A 22,586-nucleotide genomic window follows, 5' to 3' on the forward strand; every position below is an offset into this window, starting at 1 on the left:
CCAACAAAAATCCCGCCAAATCCAGGCGTTAACACAGATAATTTCACCTTTCACGCCACGGCTAGCGTGAAAGGTAAGCAACAGCTGATTATTTAGCAGCCTTCCCTGGTTTATCCCCACTTTTTACCAGCGTTTCTTTAAGCTGACCGATCAGCTCACGGCGGAAATCACCCAGACGCGGTTTGTCCTCTTCCAGCCATGGCAGTGGACGACACAGCTCCATGGCTTTGATGCCAAGACGCGCAGTGAGTAAACCGGCGCCAATCCCTTGCGCAGCGCGGGTGGAGAGGCGCGCGGCGAGATCCTGCGACATCCAGTCCATCCCCACTTCACGCACCAGTTCCGAGGCACCGGCGAACGCCATATTGAGCAGTACCAGCCGGAATAGGCGGATACGACTGAAGTAACCCAGCTCGATACCATAAATGGCCGCGATGCGATTCACCAGCCGCAGGTTGCGCCAGGCGATAAACGCCATATCCACCAGCGCCAGTGGGCTAACGGCGATCATCAAGGTGGATTCCGCGGCATGACGGCTAATTTCACGTCGCGCCTGGCGATCCAGCACCGGCTGCACCAGCTGGGCATATAAAGTGACAATTTCCCGATCGTTATGGGTTTCATGCAATGCCGCATGCCAGCGTTGCAGCGCGGGATGCGCCTGGTCCAGCTGCGCCTGCTGGGCCAGTTTTTCGCAAAACGCCCGCCCTTTACCGACGCCGTGGCTGTGCAACAATTCGCGGCCAATATCGCGTTCCTCGGCACGTTGGCGCAGACGATACAGGCGACGCCATTCACCTATCAGCGCGCCAGCGCCCGCCGCAACAATCAATCCACCGGCAATGCCCGTGCCGAGCGCAAACCAGTCGCGCGTGATCCATGAATCGTGCAGCCACTGTGCGCCCTGCGCCACCACGCTGACGCCAAAAATACCGAGCCCAACGCCAACCATTTTGCGCCACAGGCTCCGTTTAGGACGCAGTGCCGCCTCCACCGCTTTTTCGCCTTGACCCTCTTCCAGCGGCTCGGCTTCTGCCGTGGCAAGAAACGCGCTCTCACTTTCGGGGGTGAAGGTTTGCGCGGCGCGCAGCGGTTTTTCTGCTTCTACCGTCAGCGGGCGGGCAAAATCAATGCGCCCTTTTAAAGGTGTTTCATCGCTCATCGCAATTTATCTCCCAGTAAAAATTCCAGCGCAGCATCCATGCGAATGTGCGGTAGCGGACGGTCGACATCCAGCTGCTGCGGTCTGAACTGCTCAAACTGAAATCCCTGCTGCTGCCAAAAACCGTGGCCAGGCAAACGCGGCGGCACTTCGCCGGGATAAAACGTGAGCGCTTCGTTATCGGCCAGACGATGGCCACGCAACGCAGGCAGCTTCTCGCCACGATGATCAACCAAGCCGCTTTCGGTGGCCTGCACCGACGCCAAACCAAGGCAATCCATGTTGATCCCTTCAAACGCCGCGTTCTGCCACGCATCCTGCACCAGCTGCTGCAGCAGAGAGACCATGTTGGCATGTTGATCGGCAGTCACATGATCGGCTTTGGTGGCAGCAAACAGCAGCTTGTCGATGACCGGGGAAAACAGGCGGCGGAACAGCGTGCGCTGGCCGTAATGGAAGCTCTGCATCAGCTGGGTCAGCGCCAGGCGCATATCGTTGAACGCCTGCGGTCCGCTGTTGAGCGGCTGCAGGCAATCGACCAGCACAATTTGGCGATCGAAGCGCAGGAAGTGATTCTTATAGAAACCTTTCACCACGTGCTGGCAATAGTAGTTGAAGCGCTGCTGCAGCATAGCAAAGTTGCTGCCCGCGGGGGCTTGCGCCAGTTTGCTGACCTGCATCTCTTCAACCTGCGGCCAGGGGAAAAACTGCAGCGCCGGCGCACCCGCCATATCGCCCGGCAGCACAAAGCGTCCCGGCTGGATAAAGTGCAAGCCTTCGGTTTTGCAGTGATGCAGGTAATCAGTCCAGGCAGCAGCGATCGCGGCGAGGCGATTCTCATCGGCTGGCGCGAAAGGATCGAGATCGGCGCACAGGCTGCGCCAGTGCGCTGACCACGCAGCACGATCGCCCTGCAACAGCCCGACCATTTGGCGTGACCAGCTAAGGTAATCCTGCGCCAGCATCGGCAGATCCAACAGCCATTCGCCGGGATAATCGACAATTTCAAGGTACAACGTGGCAGTGTCTTTGAAGTGGCGCAGCAGCGATTCATCGGGCCGATAGCGCAGCGCCAGGCGCATTTCGCTCACGCCCCGCGTGGGCATTGGCCACATGGGCGGCGTGCCATACAGCTGGGCCAGACCTTCATCGTAGGTGAAACGCGGCGTACCCAGTTCACGCTGCGGTACGCGCTTCACGCCCAGCAGCCGATCTTCGCGCACCACGGAAAACAGCGGCAAACGCGCGCCACTGTGTACATTGAGAAGCTGGTTAACCAGCGAGGTGATAAACGCGGTTTTGCCACTGCGGCTTAAGCCAGTAACCGCCAGGCGCAGATGGCGGTCAACACCGCGGTTCATCAGCGCCATCAATTCATTTTGCAGTCTTTTCATCGTTCTCCCTGATGAATCGTGCCGACAAGCGTTTGAACGCTTTGCTCAGCAACGGTTCCAGGGCGGCCGCCAGCAACAGGCGCAGCGGACGGCGCGCCACCGATTTCACCGCCCAGCCAGCAATCCCGCCGGGCCCGTAAGTTACTGCGCTAATGATGATAAATTTCCCCGCCGACATCAACGCAGGTGTCGCGCGACGGCGCAGAGCAGTAAAACGTTGAGTTTGCATACAGTTTCCTATTTCACTTTTTAACCAAAATAATTCGAGCGGCAGAAAGGCGGCAAGTGCCTGAATCCCCGGGAGCTTACTCTAGTAAGTGACCGGGGTGAGGTCACGCAGCCAACGCATCTGCCGCTTGAAGTATGACGGGTAAAATCAGATTTGGCGGAAGCGGCTACGCACGCTAAATGTTTCCGAGGTGACATAGCGTTCAATCTCACGCACGTTACGTTCGTCGCTGTGTAGCGTGGCTTCCAGCTCGTCGAGCAGTTCCCGTGCGCTCGGAGTGCGTTCACCCGCGGCATCGGCGGGCTTCTCATCCAGCACAAAACCGAGAATAAAATAGGCAACGATGGTGAACATAAACAACCCAAGGAACAGCGACAGCACCACAATGACGCGCAACAGACGCACCGGAATATCCAGGTATTCGGCGATACCGGCACAGACGCCGCGCACTTTACCCTGCTGGGGTATGCGCCACAGTTTACGACCGTTCATCATGGCTGCCTCCAGTTTGGATGTTCGGCATCCAAAATGGCTTCCAATGCTTCCACACGCTCACGCATACGACGTGCATCCTGGGTGATCTGTTGCAAACGCTGCAAATCATTCGATGACAAATCTGCACCGCCGTTGCGTTTGTTGCTGTAATGCAGCCATAACCAGATCGGTGCGACAAATAGCACAAAGATCGTTAACGGTATGGCGAGAAAAAGTGCGCTCATTAATTCGACTCTCCTTAATCATTTACACCCTTTTAACTCGGGCCTGCGGCCAGGCCCGTGGCGATCACTCACTGCGATTCATTTTGGCTTTCAGTGCGGCCAGCTGCTGGCTGATTTCATCATCGGCTTTCAGTTCAGCAAACTCCTGATCCAAACCTTTCGGTTTACCAAAACGCTGACTTTCCGCTTCGGCTTCCATGTGATCGATACGGCGCTCAAAGGATTCAAAACGCGCCATTGCATCGTTCAGCTTGCCGCTGTCGAGCTGACGACGTACATCACGTGAAGAGGACGCCGCCTGGTGACGCAGTGTTAATGCCTGCTGACGCGCACGGGTTTCGGTCAGTTTATTCTCCAGCTCACCAATCTCGCCTTTCATGCGTTCCAGCGTCTCTTCCACTTGCGCCGATTCCTGCTGCAGGGCCGCCATCAAATCGGTCAGTTTCTGCTTTTCGATTAACGCAGCACGCGCTAAATCCTCTTTACCTTTATTAATCGCCAGTTCGGCTTTGTCCTGCCATTCAGTCTGCTGAATCTCAGCTTGCTCAATGCGGCGCGATAACTGTTTCTTTTCCGCTAGCGCGCGAGCGGAGGTCGAACGCACTTCAACCAGCGTGTCTTCCATTTCCTGAATCATCAGGCGTACCAGTTTCTGCGGATCTTCGGCGCGCTCCAGCAGAGAGTTGATGTTAGCGTTCACGATGTCGGCGAAACGAGAAAAAATACCCATAATGATGTTCCTCTAATTTTGTAGGTAGGTGCGCAGGGCGCTCTTCACTAATACAAATCGCGTGCCAACTTTTAGTTGCTTGATTTTAATGGCTTTGTTTATTTTACATCCGCCACAACATCACTTAAGGTAGTGAAATTGATTAATCAGTGGCGAATTTCATCATGGCAAACGGTAGCGACAATCTCTTGGGCGAGTCGAATAACTTTCTGGAGGTGTTGGAGCAGGTCTCGCGTCTGGCGCCGTTAGAAAAACCTGTACTGGTGGTCGGCGAACGCGGCACCGGCAAAGAGCTTATCGCTAGCCGCTTACATTATCTGTCAAACCGTTGGGAAGGCCCTTTTGTTTCCCTCAACTGTGCTGCGCTGAATGAAAACCTGCTCGACTCCGAACTGTTCGGCCATGAAGCCGGTGCATTTACCGGGGCGCAAAAACGTCATCTGGGCCGCTTTGAGCGCGCCGACGGCGGCACACTTTTTCTTGATGAGCTCGCCACCGCACCGATGCTGGTGCAGGAGAAACTGCTGCGCGTGATTGAATATGGCCAGCTGGAGCGCGTTGGCGGCAATCAATCACTGCAGGTCAATGTGCGCCTGGTCTGCGCAACGAATGAAGATCTGCCCGCGCTGGCCAGCGCCGGAAAATTTCGCGCGGACCTGCTCGATCGCCTGGCCTTCGATGTGGTTCAACTGCCGCCGTTGCGCGAACGTCGCAGCGATATCTTGGTGATGGCTGAACATTTTGCGATTCAGATGTGCCGCGAATTAGGTTTGCCTCTCTTCCCCGGTTTTAGCGAGCGCGCCCAGCTGACGCTGCTGAAGCACAGCTGGCCCGGTAACGTACGCGAATTAAAAAACGTGGTAGAACGTTCCGTATATCGCCATCACAGCGCTGAAGAGCCACTGGATAATATCATTATTAACCCGTTTGCTCCGCGCACGCCGCTGCCAATTCACTCCGAACCGACAGCAGCTCCCCTGCCTTCTCTGCCGCTTGATTTACGCCAATGGCAAAACCAGCAGGAACGTGAGTTAGTGGAAGTGAGTTTGCAGCAGGCCAAATACAACCAGCGCCGCGCCGCCGAACTGTTACGTGTGACTTACCATCAACTACGCGCAATGATGAAAAAGCACGGCATAGAGATGAAGGTAAATTGAATAATATCGATTATTAAATATTTATAAATTTCACCGCTATTTTTACGGCTTTTTTACGGGTGAGTCGGCTAGATTAATTCTATCGACAACCCTGAAAGATGCGCAGGAATAGCAACAAATGGAAAATATCGAGTTAACTGGCAGGACTCGGCCGTTCATTAATACGCGCGAACGTTAAATAATGAGCGGCTTTCTTCAATTCCTTTTACATCAACCTTTTTTTAACGCTCTGCCAGAAATCGAGAACAGGCAGGTTAAGCAACAGGTAAAAACTATGTCAGGCTTAATATTGGTTTCGCACAGTCAGAATAGTCACTCAACTCTCGCCACTATTTATGAAAGCATATTAGCGCGCCGCGGTGGAATGTGGGTGAAATGGAGCGGTGAGTTCGAGACTCTCTCTTCAGAGCTGCACCGTGAGCTGAATTTTAATAAAGGCAATGAATATGACACGCTGACATTTCGCTTAACCAAAGCTGAATATGAAGAGGGTTACCATCAATATATTCATCAGGGATTGTGGCCGGTCTTTCATCAGCGACCTGACATGGCTCGATTTTCAACCAGTAGCCAGATTGGCTATATGCGGCTTAATGAAACCTATGCGCGTGCTATTAGTGATTATGCCATGCCCGATGATGATATCTGGTTGCAGGATTATCATTTAATTCCCAGTATTAAAATGCTGCGCGATGCGGGGCTAATCAATCGTATTGGTTTCTTTTTCCATCAACCTTTTCCCGCCGGGCAATCTTTTGAATCGATACCCAACTGGCGCTATTTGGCCGATTCATTATTGTGTGCCGACCTGATTGGTTTCCAGACCACCCAGGATATGAACAATTTCACTGCATGGGTAGAATCGCGTTTCCGCTGTGAACACCTCTCGCCTTATACGCTGCGGATTCATGGCCGCCAGTTAAGCGTTGGTGTATTTCCAGTGGGCATTGATACGGCGGAAACCAGCGCGCTGGCTGAAAGCAACAGCTGCCTTTTTATGGAACAGCAGTGCCGTGAAACCTTACCGGAGAATATCATTCTTAGCAGCGGACACTTCGACGATAGCACCGGCACGCCCTACCGTATCAGCGCGATTGAGGTATTACTTCGTCAACATGAAGAGTACCACCACAAATTTTCATTGGTGCAGCTCGCTTCTATGGCGTCCGGCTATTCTCATCGCATTAAAGAATTGTCGCGCGATCTTGAGACGCGCTGCGGCGAAATGAACGGTATTCATGGTGAGCTGAACTGGTATCCCGTGAGTTATCTGAGCAATCATTATTCGCGAGAAGAGCTGTGCGGATTCTACCGTGCGGCGCGCGTGGCGCTGGTAACACCGCTGATAGCCGGGATGAGCCTGATGGCTAAAACCTATGTCGCCGTGCAGGATCATACTAATCCCGGCGTTTTAATTTTGTCACAGTTTGCCGGTGCCGCCGAGCAGATGCAGGGGGCGCTGGTGGTCAATCCTTACGATCCCGATGCGATTGCAGATGCCATTCATACCGCGCTCATCATGCCACTTTCCGTGCGCCGCGAACGTCACGCGAGCCTGATGAAAAATCTTCACCTGCATAACTGCTATACGTGGGCGGAAGCCTTCATCAACGCCTTGCAACCGCGCGAACAAGAGGCCGATTTGAGCGTAAAATCAGGCGTGATGCTCTCGAATGGCTTCAGTGGACGCCTGCGTTATTAACGCTGGCTCGAACCTGGACAAAAAAAAGCCCGCACAGCGTGCGGGCAACTAATACTGGAAGCAATGTGAGCAATGTCGTGCTCTTCTTCGGTAGAGCCACCGTCGAAGCGCAGACGAATAATAATCATTCTTATTATCATCTGTAAACCCCTAATTGAGAATTTTTCTCATTTCCACACTAAGATTGTGATTACCTCATCGCCACTTTGGCGAAAAACGCAGCAGAAGCGTCGCGAATTTTGGGACTCCGAGCGGTTTGGGATACACTCACGCTATTGCCTCAGAATCGTTGAGTTCTATGCCAAAACTATTCCCTTCTCTGCTGCTTGGTCTCAGCATCATGAGTGCGTCAGCGTGGGCCGCGCCAACCGACAATATCCGTCACAGCGGCTTTGTCTATTGTGTGAACGGCACGGTTAATACGTTCAATCCGCAAATGGTAAGCAGCGGCCTGGTGGTCGATACGCTCGCGGCACAGCTGTACGATCGGCTGCTGGACGTCGATCCTTATACCTATCGGTTGATTCCCGATCTGGCTGAGAGCTGGGAGGTGCGAGATAACGGTGCAACCTACCGTTTCCACCTGCGCAAAGACGTGGCCTTCCAGCACACCAACGGGTTTAAACCGACGCGCAAAATGAATGCCGACGATGTGGTGTTCAGTTTTGCGCGCATGTTTGACCGTAAGCATCCATGGCATAACGTCAACGGTGGCAGCTATCCCTATTTCGACAGCCTGCAGTTTGCCGATTCAGTGCAGAGCGTTAAAAAGTTGGATAGCGATACGGTGGAAATCCGCCTCAACAGCCCAGACGCCTCCTTCCTCTGGCACATCGCCACCCATTACGCGCCAATTTTGTCGCAGGAGTACGCCAACAATCTCAGCGCTAAAGGCCAACAAGAGCAGCTGGATCGCGAGCCAGTAGGTACTGGCCCGTTCCAGCTGAGTGAATACCGCACCGGGCAATATCTGCGGCTGGCACGTAATCCGCAGTATTGGAAAGGCGTACCGCGGCTGCAGCAAGTGGTGATTGATTTGGGCGTCGGCGGGACCGGACGTTTATCTAAACTGCTGACCGGTGAATGTGATGTGCTGGCCTATCCTGCCGCCAGCCAGCTGAGCATTTTGCGCGACGATCCGCGTCTGCGTATGACGTTGCGACCCGGCATGAATATCGCTTATCTGGCGTTTAACACCCGTAAACCCCCGCTCGATCGCCCGGAAGTGCGTCATGCACTGGCGCTGGCAATCAATAACGAACGCTTGATGGAGTCGATTTATTACGGCACCGCAGAAACGGCGGCTTCGATTCTGCCGCGCGCGTCATGGGCTTATGACAACGATGCACACGTTACCGAATATAATCCGGCGAAAGCACGAGAAGCACTGAAGGCGCTCGGTCTGGAAGACCTGCATTTACGCTTAGTGGTGCCCTCTTCTTCACAGTCATGGAATCCTAGCCCGCTGAAAACCGCTGAGCTGTTACAGGCCGATTTGGCTCAGGTTGGCGTGCGGGTGACCATCGCGCCGGTGGAAGGCCGATTCCAGGAAGCGCAGCTGATGGAGATGAATCACGATCTCACGCTAACCGGTTGGGCCACCGACAGTAACGATCCCGACAGTTTCTTCCGGCCGCTTCTGAGTTGTGCCGCTATCCGCTCGCAGACCAACTATGCGCACTGGTGTTCGCCGGCGTTTGACGAAGCGCTGCAACATGCGCTTTTGTCGCAACAGCTTTCGGCGCGCATCGATAGCTACGACAAAGCGCAGCAGATTTTGGCGCAGGAGCTGCCGGTATTGCCGCTGGCCTCTTCGCTGCGTTTGCAAGCCTATCGACATGACATTAAAGGCTTAGTACTGAGCCCGTTTGGTAACGCCTCTTTTGCCGGCGTTTATCGTGATGAGAGCAGCGAGGAATAAGCATGATCATCTATATTTTGCGTCGTCTGCTACTGCTGCTGATCACCCTATTCTTGCTTTCGCTGGTGAGCTTCAGTCTCAGTTACTTCACACCCAACGCGCCGCTGGAAGGTGCATCGCTGTTTGATGCCTGGTGGTTCTGGTTTAAAGGCCTGTTGCAGTTCGATTTCGGCGTATCCAGTACCAACGGTCAGCCAATCGATATTCAACTGCGCGAAGTATTTCCCGCCACGCTAGAGCTGTGCGTAATGGCGTTTATTCTGGCGCTGCTGGTTGGCATTCCATTGGGGATCTGCGCCGGCGTGATGCGGAAAAAGTGGCAGGATAAAGCGATTAGCGCCCTGGCGCTGCTGGGTTTCTCAATGCCGGTGTTCTGGCTGGCGCTGCTCTTTACCCTTTTCTTCTCCTTGACCCTCGGCTGGCTGCCGGTTTCCGGACGCTTCGATCTGCTTTATCCGGTGCAAAATGTCACCGGCTTCGCGCTGATTGATGCCTGGCTGAGCCATTCGCCCTGGCGCCATGAAATGATGGTGAGCGCGTTGACGCATATGATTCTGCCGGTGATAGTGCTGGCCGTTGCGCCGGCTACCGAGATGATCCGCCTACTGCGCAGCAGCACCAGCGACGTGATGGACAAAAATTACGTCAAAGCTGCCGCAACGCGCGGGTTGTCGCGCTTCACGGTGATTCGCCGTCACGTATTACATAATGCGCTGCCGCCGGTGATTCCTCGTCTTGGGCTGCAATTCTCCACCATGCTGACATTAGCAATGATTACCGAAGTGGTGTTCAACTGGCCAGGCCTTGGTCGCTGGTTGATTAATGCGATTCGCCAGCAGGACTACGCAGCAATTTCTGCTGGCGTGATGGTGGTCGGTGGATTGGTCATTCTGGTTAGCGTGTTATCCGATATTCTCGGTGCGGCACTCAATCCGCTGAAACATAAGGAATGGTATGCCCTACGATAATGTCTATGACGAGAAGCGGTTGCCCAGCACGCTGCGTCGCAGCTGGCAGCGCTTATACCGCGACACCAGCGGCATGGTCGGTTTGTACGGCTTTGGCATCCTGCTCTTCCTCTGTCTGTTCGGTGGTTTGCTGTCACCTTATGGCATTGACCAGCAATTCCTGGGTTATCAACTGCTGCCGCCTTCGTGGTCGCGCTATGGCGATGTCTCTTTCTTCCTTGGTACCGACGATCTTGGGCGCGATGTACTGAGCCGCCTGTTAAGCGGCGTGGCGCCCACCGTGGGGTCCGCCATTCTGGTTACGGTGTTAGCGACGATCTGCGCGCTGGTGCTCGGTATCTTCGCTGGCATAACGCGCGGCGTGCGTTCGGCGGTAATGAACCACGTACTGGACACGCTGCTGTCGATTCCTTCGCTATTACTGGCGATTATCGTGGTGGCCTTTCTCGGGCCGCGTCTGGAACATGCGATGCTGGCCGTGTTTCTGGCGCTGATCCCACGTTTAGTGCGCGAAATCTATACTGCTGTACATGATGAGATGGAGAAAGAGTATGTGGTGGCGCTGCGCCTCGATGGTGCGCGCAATCTGAATATTCTATGGAACGCCGTGCTGCCGAATGTGCTGCCGCTGCTGGTGAGCGAAATTACCCGCTCGCTGTCAATGGCGATTCTGGATATCGCGGCGCTCGGTTTCCTCGATCTTGGCGCGCAGCTGCCCTCACCCGAATGGGGCGCAATGCTCGGTGACGCGCTGGAGCTGATCTACGTGGCGCCCTGGACGGTGATGCTGCCAGGCGTGGCGCTGATGGTGAGCGTGTTGATCGTTAACCTGCTGGGCGATGGTATCCGTCGCGCAGTAGAAGCGGGAGTTGAATAATGCCGCTACTGGATATCCGAAATCTGACCATCGAATTTATGACCGCTGACGGTCCGGTCAAAGCGGTCGACCGCATCAATTTGACGCTTACCGAAGGTGAAGTGCGCGGGCTGGTCGGTGAATCAGGATCGGGCAAGAGCCTGATCGCCAAAGCCATTTGTGGCGTAACGAAAGATAACTGGCGCGTCACCGCCGATCGCATGGTATTTGACGACGTCGACCTGCTGCGTCTGTCGCCGCGCGAACGCCGACGTATTGTCGGCCACAATGTCTCGATGATTTTCCAGGAGCCGCAATCCTGTCTCGATCCTTCAGAAAGCATTGGCCGCCAACTGATGCAGGCCATTCCGCGCTGGACCCATAGAGGTCGCTGGTATCAGCGCCTGTGGTTCTGGCGTAAAGTGCGCGCGATTGAGCTATTGCACCGCGTTGGCATCAAAGATCATAAAGACATCATGCGCAGCTTCCCGTACGAATTAACCGACGGTGAATGCCAGAAAGTGATGATCGCTATCGCCCTGGCCAATCAGCCGCGCCTGTTGATCGCCGATGAACCGACCAACGCCATGGAGCCAACCACGCAGGCGCAGATTTTCCGCCTGCTGAGCCGCCTCAATCAGAATAACAACACCACGATTTTGCTGATCAGCCACGACCTGCGCACGATGAGCCAATGGGCTGACCGCATCAACGTGATGTATTGCGGCCAGACGGTGGAAACGGCGCAAAGCGAAGATCTTATGGATACGCCGCACCATCCTTATACTCAGGCGCTGATCCGCGCGATGCCCGATTTCGGCAGCGCGCTGCCGCACAAAAGCCGATTAAATACGCTGTCTGGCGCGATCCCGTCGCTGGAACATTTGCCGATTGGCTGTCGTCTTGGTCCACGCTGCCCGTATGCGCAGCGAAAATGCATTGAGACTCCGCGTCTGACCGGTAACAAAGCCCACCTGTTCGCCTGCCACTTCCCGCTAAATATGGAGGGCCAGTAGTCATGGACACCTTGCTGGAAGTGCGCAACCTGAGCAAAACCTATCGCTATCGTACCGGCCTGTTTCGTCGCCAGCACGTTGAGGCGGTGAAAGGCGTCAGTTTTACCCTGCGTGAAAAGCAGACGCTGGCGGTGATCGGTGAAAATGGTTCGGGAAAATCCACGCTGGCGAAAATGCTGAGCGGCATGGTGGAACCCACCGCGGGTGAAATGCTGATTGACGATCATCCGCTGGAGTACGGCGACTATGGCTACCGGAGCCAGCGCATCCGCATGATTTTTCAGGATCCCTCCACCTCGCTCAATCCGCGGCAGCGCGTCAGCCAGATTCTTGATTTTCCGCTGCGTCTGAATACAGAACTCGACGATGAAGCGCGCGAGAAACGCATTATCGCCACGCTGCGCCAGGTCGGCTTGCTGCGCGATCATGCTGGCTACTATCCACATATGTTGGCGCCCGGACAAAAACAGCGCCTGGCACTGGCACGCGCATTGATTTTGCAGCCAAAAGTGATCGTTGCCGATGAAGCCCTTGCCTCACTGGATATGACCATGCGCTCGCAGCTGGTGAATCTGATGCTGGAACTGCAGGAGCAGCACGGCATCGCCTATATCTATGTCACGCAGCACCTTGGCATGATGAAGCACATCAGCGATCAGGTATTGGTAATGCATCAGGGCGAAGTCGTGGAGCGCGGCGGCACCGCCGATGTGCTGGCCTCGCCGTTACATGATCTAACCAAACGCCTGATCGCCAGCCATTTTGGTGAAGCCTTAACCGCCGAAGCCTGGCGACGTGAGCGCTGATGCCGCACCGCAGCGTGGAAAACGCGGTGCGATTTACCGCATTTATAGAGACGTGCTAGACTTCGCACGAGATTAACGTCGGTCGCCTGCTTTTTAACCATCGCGACCGCCAACAACAATGACCAAAAGGATTACAGCTATGGGTTTTCTTTCCGGTAAGCGCATTCTGATTACTGGCGTTGCCAGTAAACTCTCAATCGCCTACGGTATTGCGCAGGCGATGCACAAACAGGGCGCAGAACTGGCTTTCACCTACCAGAACGACAAACTGAAAAGTCGTGTGGAAGAGTTTGCCAAAGATCTGGGTTCAGACATTGTTCTGCCTTGCGATGTCGCAGAAGACGAGAGCATTACTGCGCTGTTCACCGAACTGGCAAAAACCTGGCCGAAATTTGACGGTTTCGTTCACTCCATCGGTTTCGCGCCTGGCGATCAGCTGGATGGTGACTACGTGAACGCCGTTACGCGTGAAGGCTTCAAAATTGCGCACGACATCAGCGCCTACAGCTTTGTGGCGATGGCAAAAGAGTGCCGCGCAATGCTGAACCCGAATTCTGCCCTGCTGACCCTCTCATACCTCGGCGCAGAGCGCGCGATCCCGAACTACAACGTGATGGGTCTGGCTAAAGCGTCTCTGGAAGCCAACGTTCGCTACATGGCGAACGCGATGGGTCCTGAAGGCACGCGTGTTAACGCTGTGTCGGCCGGTCCAATCCGTACTTTGGCGGCATCAGGCATCAAAGATTTCCGTAAAATGCTGGCACACTGCGAAGCGGTGACCCCGATTCGTCGTACCGTGACCATTGAAGACGTAGGTAACTCTGCGGCCTTCCTGTGTTCTGACCTCGCGGGTGGTATCACCGGTGAAGTGGTACATGTTGATGGCGGCTTCAGCATTGCCGCCATGAACGAGCTGGAACTGAAGTAAGCTTCATAGGGTCGCCATTCATGGCGACCTCTTAATACAAAAACATCCCTCCTTATACTCGTAAGCTATTAATTATTCCCCATCATTCTTTTGCCGTGGACAGCCGTTCAGCGACGATAAGCTAGCCCTTTGTTGCATGCCTGCTTTTCAGATTCGCACGCCGTGCAGCAAGTCCGTTTTTAGCGAAAGGAATGACCATGGAACAACGCCGTTCTCCCGGCCATGACCACTGGTTTTATGAAAGCCAGACTCGCCCGAATACAACCGCCACCGCACCGCTGGTGCCCGAAGCCGCCTATATCGAAGACCGTTTTCTGCTCGGTTTGCAACAGGAAGCCACCGCACTCCAGCCGCTGTTGACGAGTTTTCAGCCCACACTGCTGGCAGCACGCGACCTGAGCCAGATCCTGTTTCCCGATACGCTCGCGACCAGTTTGACCCACACCTTAACGCTGTACGATCGTCTTAGTACCGCGCTGACAGTAGCGCAGGTGGCCGGCGTTCAGCGCCTGTGTAATCACTACTCTGCGCGGCTTAATCCTTTGCCGGGCCCGGATTCCTCACGTGAAAGTAACAATCGCCTGACGCAAATTACCCAATATGCTCGCCAGCTGGCGATGCAGCCTGAATTGATCACCACTAACAGCATCAGCGCGCTGGATGCGGTGGGATTGACGGAGCCCGATATCGTCACGCTGAACCAACTTATCGGTTTTGTCAGCTATCAGTCGCGCGTCGTGGCCTCGCTGCACGCGATGATGGGCTTGCCGGTACGCTGGATCCCTGGCGTTTCTCCGCCACCCGATGCCAGCGCAGCGTTGTTTGCCAGCAGCGCTGGCTGGCAGCCTGCGCTAAAACCGGTGGAATTGCGCTATGCCAGCGCCGAACAGCTGGCAGCGGTGACTTTCTGTCAGGGAATTGACGGGTTAGATGACGCGATCTGGTTATTGGTACACGATGCACCAGCGCTATACGGTTTCGCCACTCTGAAGCAGCGACTGAGCAAACATTTCGCTGCGGAAGAGGCGCTGGCACAAGCGGTCTGCGCACGCGTGCTGGGTTGTCGCCGCCAGTTCGGGCAACTGACGGGCGAATGGCGCGCGGCGCTGTTGCAGGATGTGGAGAACGCGGGTACTGCATCGCCGGTGATAGCGATTGGCGCCCAGTTAACCCGCCAGCCCGATCGCTTTAGCGCGGCACATCTGCAACCTTTGCTCAATGCGGGCTGGGGCACCGAGCGCATCTTTACGCTGTTACAAGCCGTGGCGTTTGCTAACTGGCAGGATCGCGTGCTGATGGCGTTAGGAGAAACCCGTTAGTCGGGCAGATGCCGACGCGCTTCATCAAAGAAGTGCTGAGCCAGCGGTGAAGCTCTGCCTGGCTCGGCAATCACCAACGCTGCCTGGCGCCCCATTGGGGCAATCTCAATTGGCCGACGCGCCAGATTCTGTAACAGCTCCGGCAGCAGATGGCCGCATGGCGACACCATTACGCCCAATCCCACCTGCGTACTTTGCAACAGTTGCATAATTGACGCGCTTTCAACGATAACGCGCGGAATGAGGCCAGTTTCACGCAGCTGGCCGTCGAGATAACGGCGAAAATAGCGCGTTGGCTCGGCCAGACACAGCGGATGGCTGGCGAGCATCGATAGCGACAGCGTTTCATGCTCAAGCAGTGCCGGAAAATAGTGAGGATTGAAAAGTGCTTCCACGCCGGGATCTTTTAACAAAGCGGTTTGAAAATGCAGCTCGCGTAAGGAGGTCAGCTCAAAGAAGCCAATCCCGCCATCTACCGTATGGCTGTTGAGCGCCTCTAAAAGCTGATCGGCACTCATCGCTGAAACGCGATAATCAAGCTGCGGGTAGCGTATTTCAACCGCCTTTAATAATGCCGGCAGCGCCACGCTGCACTGCGGCATCACGCCCAGCCGCAAGGTGCCATTCACGCCATGCTTGAGCGATTCCACTTCCAGCTTTAAACCCTGATAGACCGAGACAATTTCCCGCGCCCACGTCAGTACGCGCTCGCCTTCCGGCGTGAAACCATCGAAATTGTTGCTGCGATTGATCAGCGATAACCCTAACTCGCGCTCAAGGTTTTTCAGCCGCATTGAAAGCGTTGGCTGGCTAACAAAGCTGGCCTCAGCCGCACGTCCAAAGTGGCGTTCGCGCTCCAGGTTACACAGATAGATTAACTGTTTGATGTCTATTTTGTTTGTCCAGCAATAAGTGATGAAATATGACTTCGACTACCTAAAAGTGCCGTGTTACCCAGCAGGCGAGCGCCAAATAATCGTGCCGGGAAAAACCGGGGGATGTTCAACCAGCCCGCCAGTGATGTCAATGTAACCCCTTCATTTTATTCCCGGGTATGCCTTACCCATTGAATTCTTTCTCCAACTTCAATTATTTACACCTCGCTCACTGGCCTTACTGCAACCAGCGTCTAAAATTGTCAGCGTGACTAGCTAGTCCTTAAATCTAATGGAACATTGATAAGAGGTCTTCCTATGAACAAACAGAGCTACAGAGGCGGCGCAGGGAATTTTGCCAACAATCCGGAACGTGCCAGAGAAGCTGGCAAGGCGGGAGGCCAGGCCAGCGGTGGTAACTTCAGAAACGATCCTGAAAGAGCCGTCGAAGCGGGTCGGAAAGGAGGCAAAATAAGCCGTCGTCCTCCAACGAAGTCTGAGTAAGGCGCCTTAGGATGTTGTCTGCCAGGGATTGGCATCAGCGTTGCTGTTATCAAGCAACGCTTTACGCCACGCCCAGAGCGCTTTTCACCTCGTTAGCAATCTTCTCAACCTGCGGGCCGTAAATCACCTGCACATCATGTTCGCTGACGCGATTAACCCCATTGGCGCCGGTCGTGAGCAAGGTTTGATCGACCACTTGCTTCATCTCTTTGACCCGTACCCGCAGCCGGGTAAAACAACAATCGACATCTTCTATATTGGCTTCACCGCCGAGCCCGCTAATGATCACTTTGGTGCGCTCATCAGCCGCCACCTGCTCCGGTTTTTGCTCCTCATCAGATTCGCGCCCCGGCGTTTCCACACGCATGCGCGTAATCACAAACCGGAAGGCGTAATAGTAAATCGGCACATACATCACCCCCAGCACAATCGTCCACCACCAGTGGGTTTTCGTGCCGCCGAGAATACCAAATACCACCAAATCGATGGCGCCGCCCTGCACGTTACCGATCATCAGGTGCAGCATCGACATCAGCATAAAGGACAAACCGGTGAGCACCGCATGCAGGATATAGAGCACGGGCGAAACGAAGATGAAGCAGAACTCCAGCGGCTCGGTGATACCGGTAGTAAAGGACGTTAATGCACCCGCCAGCACCAGTGCTTTAACGCGCTGTTTATGCTCGGGCCGTGCGGTGTGATAAATCGCGAGCGCGGCGGCCGGTAAACCAAACATCATTACCGGGATTTTGCCTTGTGCAAGGAATTGCGTGGCACCGCGCACCGTATCATCCGGGATCGCGCCGGGATGCGTCAGCGAAGTATTAAAGATATTTAGCGCGCCCACAACGCTTTGCCCCTCCACCGTCGCCATGCCACCAATCGGCGTAAACCGTACGGTTTCATTGAGAATATGGTGCAAGCCGGTGGGAATCAGCAGGCGTTCGCTGGTGCCAAGCAAAAAAGCACCATATTGCCCACTTTTACCAATCATCAGGCCAACCCACGCGATGCCTTCGCCGATAGTCGGCCAAATCAATGCCAGCAGCACGCCCACCAGCGGCAACACCACCACCGTGAAGATCGGCACAAAACGACGTCCACCGAAGAAGCTGATGGCCGTGGGCAGCTGCTGCGTATAAAACCGGTTGTGCAACACCACGGTAATCAAACCTGCGATCACGCCGCCCAGCACGCTCATGTTGTAAGTAAAAATACCGAGCATGTCGATGTATTCGGCGGAGGTCATCATCGCGGCGGTTTGGTCCATGCCAGCCTTTTGCAATGCTTCTGGCGTGGTGGTCGCCGCCGTCAAGCCCTTCGACGCCAGCGTGGAGCTGATGCCGACGTTCATGGCGATATAACCAATCACTGCGGCGAATGCGGCGGTGGGCTTCTCGGCTTTTGCCAGCCCAATGGCGCTGGCCACGGCAAAGAACAGCGGCAGATTGGCAAACAGCGCTCCCGCCACTTTACGAATAAAACCAATGATCAGTTGTGGCACCTGCAGATTGGCGAAAGCATCTCCGGTAATTGCCGGATTTTGCATTGCGGCGGCTAACCCAAGAAAGATCCCTGCGGCGGCGATCACCGAGATCGGCATCATCAAAGCTTTACCGAAAGCGTGAATTTGGCTGGCCAGATTCTTCATGCTGCGTGCCCTTCTCATCATTGAAAGAGCAATTATTAGTCAGTTATTCCTGCAGCACGTAACTCACGCACCTGACCAGCCGGAAAAATTTGATATAAGTCACGCTTTGCTACCTTTTTGCGATAAACGCCGCCTATCGCTCCATTAAACCAATCAATTAGACAACTTTTAAGGAGAGTCGCACACTTCCCGCTAACAGAAGACATATTCTGATAACAACTCATAAACAAATAAGCCTGCAACTATGAAATTTAAACGTAAGATTCAACCTTATCGCGCCGCGGCGGGCGGCTGGGGTTCATTGGAAGCGACTACCCGTTTTGTCCTTGATAGCAAAGCAGCGCTGAAAAACATGCGTAACTTAATGCGCATGAACAAAGCGCGCGGTTTTGACTGCCCGGGTTGTGCATGGGGCGATGACAACAAAAGTACCTTTAGTTTCTGTGAAAACGGCGCAAAAGCCGTGACCTGGGAAGCGACGCGACGCGTCGTTGCTCCAGATTTTTTTGCCCAGCACAGCGTGAGCACCCTCTATCAGCAAAGTGATTATTTTCTCGAATATCAGGGCCGCTTAACCCACCCAATGCGCTACAACAGTGCCACCGACCATTACGAACCGATTAGCTGGGATGACGCCTTTGCGCTGATTGCTCAGCACCTGCAGGCGATGGATCATCCAAACCAGATGGAGTTGTATACATCGGGTCGTGCCAGCAATGAAGCGTCATGGCTTTATCAACTGTTTGGCCGTGTGATGGGCACCAACAACTTCCCCGACTGCTCCAATATGTGCCACGAAGCCAGCGGCACCGGCCTGAAACGCAGCATCGGCGTGGGTAAAGGCACCATTCGTCTCGACGATTTTGATCATGCGGACGCGATTTTCGTCTTCGGCCAGAATCCAGGCACCAACCACCCGCGCATGCTGCACAGCCTGCGTCACGCTGCCGATCATGGCGCGAAAATCGTCACCTTCAATACCCTGCGCGAGCGCGGGCTGGAGCGTTTTGCCGATCCGCAAAAGCCGCTGGAAATCGTCACATCGATGGCCGGTACGATTAGTTCTGCCTATTACCAGCCCAATCTCGGTGGCGATATGGCGGCGATTCGCGGCATGGTGAAAACGTTGCTGGAAATGCAGCGTGAACGTTTGGCGGCTGGCGAAGCGGGCATTTTTGACCAGACGTTTATTAGCGCAAATACCCAAGGCGTTGAGGAATATCTCGCCGCCGTAGATAACACCCGCTGGGACGATATCGTGCGTCAATCCGGTCTGAGCGAAGCGCAGATACGTGAAGCCGCGGCAATTTATCAAAGCGCTGAGCGCGTCATCGTGACCTGGGCGATGGGTATTACCCAGCATAAACACTCGGTGGACACCGTACGCGAAATCACCAACCTGCAATTGCTGTTTGGCCAGTTGGGCAAAAAAGGTGCGGGCCTGTGTCCGGTACGCGGCCACAGTAATGTGCAGGGCAACCGCACCATGGGTATCGATGAAAAGCCGAGCAAGCCGTTCCTTGATGCACTGGGTACCCACTTTGGTTTTGAACCGCCGCGCGAGCAGGGTCATAACACCGTTGAAGCGCTGAATGCGATGTTGCGTGATGAAGTGAAAGTGCTGATTGCGTTAGGCGGAAATCTCGCGGCGGCAGCACCCGACTCCCCTGTAACCGAAGAGGCGTTTCAGCATTGCGGTTTGACCGTGCACATCAGTACCAAACTGAACCGCAGCCATCTGGTGCCGGGCCATGAAGGACTGATTCTGCCAACGCTGGGCCGCACCGAACGCGATCGTCAGGCCAGCGGTAATCAGTACATCACCGTTGAAGACTCTTTCAGCATGGTACATGCCTCAGAAGGCGTGGGGATTCCGCTGGCGGAGACGCAGCGTTCCGAAACCGCGATCGTTGCGGGTATTGCGCATGCCACCTTAGGCAGCGAGAAAATCGACTGGCTGGCAATGGCGGGTAATTACGATCTGATTCGCGATCACATCGCTGCGACCATTCCGGGCTTTGACGATTTTAATAACAAGTGCGACATCCCCGGCGGTTTCTATCTCGGCAATGCCGCCGCAGAACTGCGCTTCAACACACCGAGTAAACGGGCAGAATTCAGCGCCGCCGCCCTGCCGACTTCACTGTTCCCGCAGTTGGGTGATGTGACCGTGCCGTTTACGCTGCAAACTCTACGTTCACACGATCAGTACAACACCACCATTTATGGCCTCGATGACCGTTATCGCGGCGTGTATGGCCAGCGCGAAGTGGTATTTATCCATCCGGATGATATGGCGTCGTTAGGTTTCAGCGAGGGCCAGCTGGTGGATATTGAAACGCTGTGGAATGACGGATTAACGCGGCGCGTTAGTGGTTTCAAGCTGGTGCCGTACAATATTCCGCGCGGCAATCTCGCCGCCTATTATCCGGAAACCAACCCGCTGGTACCGCTCTCCAGCTTTGGCGACGGTAGCGGTACGCCGACCTCAAAATCGGTGCCGGTCAAGCTGGCATTAACTGCCGCCTTGCCCTCACAACGCATCGCCTAACCAAAGCGTTATCAGAAGGTAAAAAGCCGCGTAAAGCGGCTTTTTAGCCTGTTTTGACCTTGCCGCGCGCACGCGATTCGCGTAAAACTGTCAGCCGCTCTTAGGCCACGAAACTATATAAATTATGTTCCAGGATAATCCGCTGCTCGCGCAGCTTAAAGAGAAGCTTCATGCGCAGACTCCGCGTGTTGAAGGTGTTGTTAAAGGTACGGAAAAAGGCTTTGGCTTCCTTGAAGTTGATGCTCAAAAAAGCTACTTCATTCCGCCACCGCAGATGAAGAAAGTGATGCACGGCGACCGCATTCAGGCCGTGATCCACACCGATAAAGACCGCGAGAGTGCCGAGCCGGAAACCCTGGTTGAGCCGTTCCTGACCCGCTTTGTCGGCCGCGTACAAAGGAAGGACGATCGCCTGTCGATTGTGCCGGACCATCCGCTGCTGAAAGACGCGATTCCGTGTCGCGCCGAGCGTAGCGTGAGCCACGACTTCCAGAACGGGGATTGGGCAGTAGCGGAAATGCGCCGTCACCCGCTGAAAGGCGACCGTGGCTTCTATGCTGAACTGACCGAATTCATTGTCACGGCGGACGATCATCTCGCGCCGTGGTGGGTCACGCTGTCACGTCATAACCTCGAACGCCAGGCGCCTGACGTCGGCTTTGGTGAGATGCTCGACGAAAATCTCCAGCGTGAAGATTTAACCGCGTTGCATTTTGTCACCATCGACAGCGCCAGCACCCAGGATATGGATGATGCGCTGTATGTGGAAGAGAATGCCGACGGCAATCTGTCACTGACTATCGCTATCGCCGACCCTACCGCTTATGTCGCGGAAGGCAGCGAGCTGGATAAGCTGGCCGCTAAACGCGCCTTTACCAACTATCTGCCGGGCTTCAACATTCCGATGTTACCGCGCGAGTTGTCTGACAACGTGTGTTCACTGCGTCCGAACGAACGTCGCCCGGCGCTGGCGTGCCGCGTAACCGTGTTGAAAGATGGCAGCCTGGCTGACGATGTGCACTTCTTTGCCGCGTGGATCGAGTCCAAAGCCAAACTGGTTTATGACAACGTCTCCGATTGGCTGGAAAACAGCGGCAGCTGGCAGCCCGAAAGCGAGGCGATTGCTCAGCAAATTCGCCTGCTGCATCAGCTGTGCCTGGCGCGCAGCGAGTGGCGTCAAACCCATGCGCTGGTGTTCAAAGATCGTCCGGACTACCGCTTTGTGTTGGGCGAGAAAGGCGAAGTGTTGGATATCATTTCCGAGCCGCGTCGCATCGCTAACCGCATCGTTGAAGAATCCATGATCCTCGCTAACGTCTGTGCCGCAAAAGTGCTGCAGGAGAAGCTGGGCTTTGGTATCTACAACCTGCATACCGGTTTCGACCTCGCCAATGCAGAGCAGGCCGCAGGCGTGCTGGCAGGCCATGGTATTACCGTTGATCCACAGGCGATTACCACGCTGGAAGGCTTCCGCCAGCTACGTCGTGAACTTGATGCGCAGCCTACGCAGTATCTCGACAGCCGCATCCGTCGCTTCCAGTCTTTTGCGGAAGTCAGCACCGAGCCAGGCCCGCACTTTGGTCTCGGTCTTGAAGCCTACGCCACCTGGACGTCGCCGATTCGTAAGTTTGGCGACATGATAAACCATCGTTTGCTGAAAGCGATTGTGCGCGGTGACAGCATTGCCCGTCCGCAGGACGAGCTGACGACGATCATGAGCGAGCGTCGTCGCCTGAACCGTATGGCTGAACGCGATGTCGGTGAATGGCTCTATGCGCGCTTCCTGGCACCGTTTGCTGGTACCGATCGCAAGTTCAGCGCCGAGATCATCGACGTGTCACGTGGCGGTATGCGCGTCCGCCTGCAGGAAAATGGCGCGGTCGCCTTTATTCCTGCTCCGTTCATCCACGCGGTGCGTGATGAGCTGGTGTGCTCTCAGGAGAGCGGCACCGTGCAGATTAAAGGTGAAGTCGCTTACCGCGTCACCGACATCATTGATGTGACCATTGCGGAAGTGCGCATGGAAACCCGCAGCGTGGTTGCCCGTCCAGCCGCTTGAGCATGAAAACTCGCGGGATAACAGCCGTTATCCCGCATT

General features: G+C 55.0%; 20 protein-coding genes. 12 read left to right on the top strand and 8 right to left on the bottom strand.

All coding sequences use genetic code 11. From position 1 onward, the window contains the following. Nucleotides 1-88: 88 nt before the first annotated feature. The 6 genes from ACIP6T_RS05990 to pspA form a co-directional block, all read right to left on the bottom strand. On the bottom strand, nucleotides 89-1,162 hold the full coding sequence (locus ACIP6T_RS05990) for a TIGR01620 family protein (protein WP_400455945.1): 1,074 nt from the start codon (nucleotides 1,160-1,162) through the stop codon (nucleotides 89-91). After that, nucleotides 1,159-2,556, bottom strand: a complete 1,398-nt coding sequence (locus ACIP6T_RS05995) for a YcjX family protein (RefSeq protein ID WP_400455947.1) — start codon at nucleotides 2,554-2,556, stop codon at nucleotides 1,159-1,161. Before ACIP6T_RS05995 ends, ACIP6T_RS05990 begins: the two co-directional genes overlap by 4 nt. Next, nucleotides 2,537-2,785, bottom strand: coding sequence for a phage shock protein PspD (gene pspD / locus ACIP6T_RS06000; RefSeq protein ID WP_007888070.1), 249 nt, complete (start codon nucleotides 2,783-2,785; stop codon nucleotides 2,537-2,539). Before pspD ends, ACIP6T_RS05995 begins: the two co-directional genes overlap by 20 nt. Before the next feature lie 147 nt (nucleotides 2,786-2,932). Continuing rightward, nucleotides 2,933-3,280, bottom strand: a complete 348-nt coding sequence (pspC, locus tag ACIP6T_RS06005; protein ID WP_345829630.1) for an envelope stress response membrane protein PspC — start codon at nucleotides 3,278-3,280, stop codon at nucleotides 2,933-2,935. Then, a complete protein-coding gene (pspB, locus tag ACIP6T_RS06010; protein ID WP_097097239.1) occupies nucleotides 3,277-3,504 on the bottom strand; it encodes an envelope stress response membrane protein PspB in 228 nt (75 codons plus the stop codon). Before pspB ends, pspC begins: the two co-directional genes overlap by 4 nt. Nucleotides 3,505-3,568: 64 nt before the next feature. Beyond that, entirely contained in the window at nucleotides 3,569-4,234 is a 666-nt protein-coding gene (pspA, locus tag ACIP6T_RS06015) for a phage shock protein PspA (RefSeq protein WP_097097238.1), read from the bottom strand. A gap of 164 nt (nucleotides 4,235-4,398) precedes the next feature. On the opposite strand from pspA, the gene pspF reads away from it, so the two are divergent. The 9 genes from pspF to ACIP6T_RS06060 all read left to right on the top strand — a co-directional run bounded on the left by pspF (nucleotide 4,399) and on the right by ACIP6T_RS06060 (nucleotide 14,907). Next, entirely contained in the window at nucleotides 4,399-5,391 is a 993-nt protein-coding gene (gene pspF / locus ACIP6T_RS06020) for a phage shock protein operon transcriptional activator (protein ID WP_097097237.1), read from the top strand. A 274-nt stretch (nucleotides 5,392-5,665) separates the two neighbouring features. Next, nucleotides 5,666-7,093 (top strand): trehalose-6-phosphate synthase, encoded by a 1,428-nt coding sequence (locus ACIP6T_RS06025; protein ID WP_400455951.1) that lies wholly within the window; start codon nucleotides 5,666-5,668, stop codon nucleotides 7,091-7,093. A 298-nt stretch (nucleotides 7,094-7,391) separates the two neighbouring features. Next, the gene (gene sapA, locus ACIP6T_RS06030; protein ID WP_097097235.1) at nucleotides 7,392-9,014 is read left to right on the top strand and encodes an ABC transporter substrate-binding protein SapA; all 1,623 of its coding nucleotides are present in this window, start codon (nucleotides 7,392-7,394) and stop codon (nucleotides 9,012-9,014) included. Nucleotides 9,015-9,016: 2 nt separating this feature from the next. Beyond that, complete coding sequence (sapB, locus tag ACIP6T_RS06035; RefSeq protein ID WP_345829625.1) at nucleotides 9,017-9,982, top strand: putrescine export ABC transporter permease SapB; 966 nt, start codon at nucleotides 9,017-9,019, stop codon at nucleotides 9,980-9,982. Next, nucleotides 9,969-10,859, top strand: coding sequence for a putrescine export ABC transporter permease SapC (gene sapC / locus ACIP6T_RS06040; RefSeq protein WP_097097233.1), 891 nt, complete (start codon nucleotides 9,969-9,971; stop codon nucleotides 10,857-10,859). Before sapB ends, sapC begins: the two co-directional genes overlap by 14 nt. Next, nucleotides 10,859-11,854 (top strand): putrescine export ABC transporter ATP-binding protein SapD, encoded by a 996-nt coding sequence (sapD, locus tag ACIP6T_RS06045; protein WP_400455954.1) that lies wholly within the window; start codon nucleotides 10,859-10,861, stop codon nucleotides 11,852-11,854. The genes sapC and sapD overlap by 1 nt, the downstream gene beginning before the upstream one ends. 2 nt (nucleotides 11,855-11,856) lie before the next feature. Continuing rightward, complete coding sequence (gene sapF / locus ACIP6T_RS06050) at nucleotides 11,857-12,660, top strand: putrescine export ABC transporter ATP-binding protein SapF (RefSeq protein ID WP_097097231.1); 804 nt, start codon at nucleotides 11,857-11,859, stop codon at nucleotides 12,658-12,660. A gap of 139 nt (nucleotides 12,661-12,799) precedes the next feature. Further along, a complete protein-coding gene (gene fabI, locus ACIP6T_RS06055) occupies nucleotides 12,800-13,588 on the top strand; it encodes an enoyl-ACP reductase FabI (protein ID WP_007892455.1) in 789 nt (262 codons plus the stop codon). Nucleotides 13,589-13,785: 197 nt separating this feature from the next. Further along, complete coding sequence (locus tag ACIP6T_RS06060; RefSeq protein WP_400455956.1) at nucleotides 13,786-14,907, top strand: CMD domain-containing protein; 1,122 nt, start codon at nucleotides 13,786-13,788, stop codon at nucleotides 14,905-14,907. Here the strand turns inward: ACIP6T_RS06060 and ACIP6T_RS06065 are convergent. Next, complete coding sequence (locus tag ACIP6T_RS06065) at nucleotides 14,904-15,800, bottom strand: LysR family transcriptional regulator (RefSeq protein WP_097097229.1); 897 nt, start codon at nucleotides 15,798-15,800, stop codon at nucleotides 14,904-14,906. The genes ACIP6T_RS06060 and ACIP6T_RS06065 overlap by 4 nt on opposite strands. Nucleotides 15,801-16,100: 300 nt before the next feature. On the opposite strand from ACIP6T_RS06065, the gene ACIP6T_RS06070 reads away from it, so the two are divergent. Next, complete coding sequence (locus tag ACIP6T_RS06070; protein WP_097097228.1) at nucleotides 16,101-16,286, top strand: general stress protein; 186 nt, start codon at nucleotides 16,101-16,103, stop codon at nucleotides 16,284-16,286. A gap of 61 nt (nucleotides 16,287-16,347) precedes the next feature. Here ACIP6T_RS06070 and ACIP6T_RS06075 read toward each other — a convergent pair whose 3' ends face one another. Then, nucleotides 16,348-17,937: a PTS transporter subunit EIIC gene (locus tag ACIP6T_RS06075; RefSeq protein ID WP_400455959.1), complete on the bottom strand. Its 1,590-nt coding sequence runs from the start codon at nucleotides 17,935-17,937 to the stop codon at nucleotides 16,348-16,350. 244 nt (nucleotides 17,938-18,181) lie between these two features. Here ACIP6T_RS06075 and ACIP6T_RS06080 point away from each other — a divergent pair, with 244 nt between their 5' ends. Then, nucleotides 18,182-20,488: an FdhF/YdeP family oxidoreductase gene (locus ACIP6T_RS06080; RefSeq protein WP_400455960.1), complete on the top strand. Its 2,307-nt coding sequence runs from the start codon at nucleotides 18,182-18,184 to the stop codon at nucleotides 20,486-20,488. Nucleotides 20,489-20,612: 124 nt separating this feature from the next. Further along, nucleotides 20,613-22,547: an exoribonuclease II gene (locus ACIP6T_RS06085; protein ID WP_400455962.1), complete on the top strand. Its 1,935-nt coding sequence runs from the start codon at nucleotides 20,613-20,615 to the stop codon at nucleotides 22,545-22,547. Nucleotides 22,548-22,586 lie beyond the last annotated feature (39 nt).

Origin of the sequence: Pantoea sp. NPDC088449 (assembly GCF_044753225.1) — a bacterium.
Taxonomy (GTDB): domain Bacteria; phylum Pseudomonadota; class Gammaproteobacteria; order Enterobacterales; family Enterobacteriaceae; genus Pantoea; species Pantoea floridensis.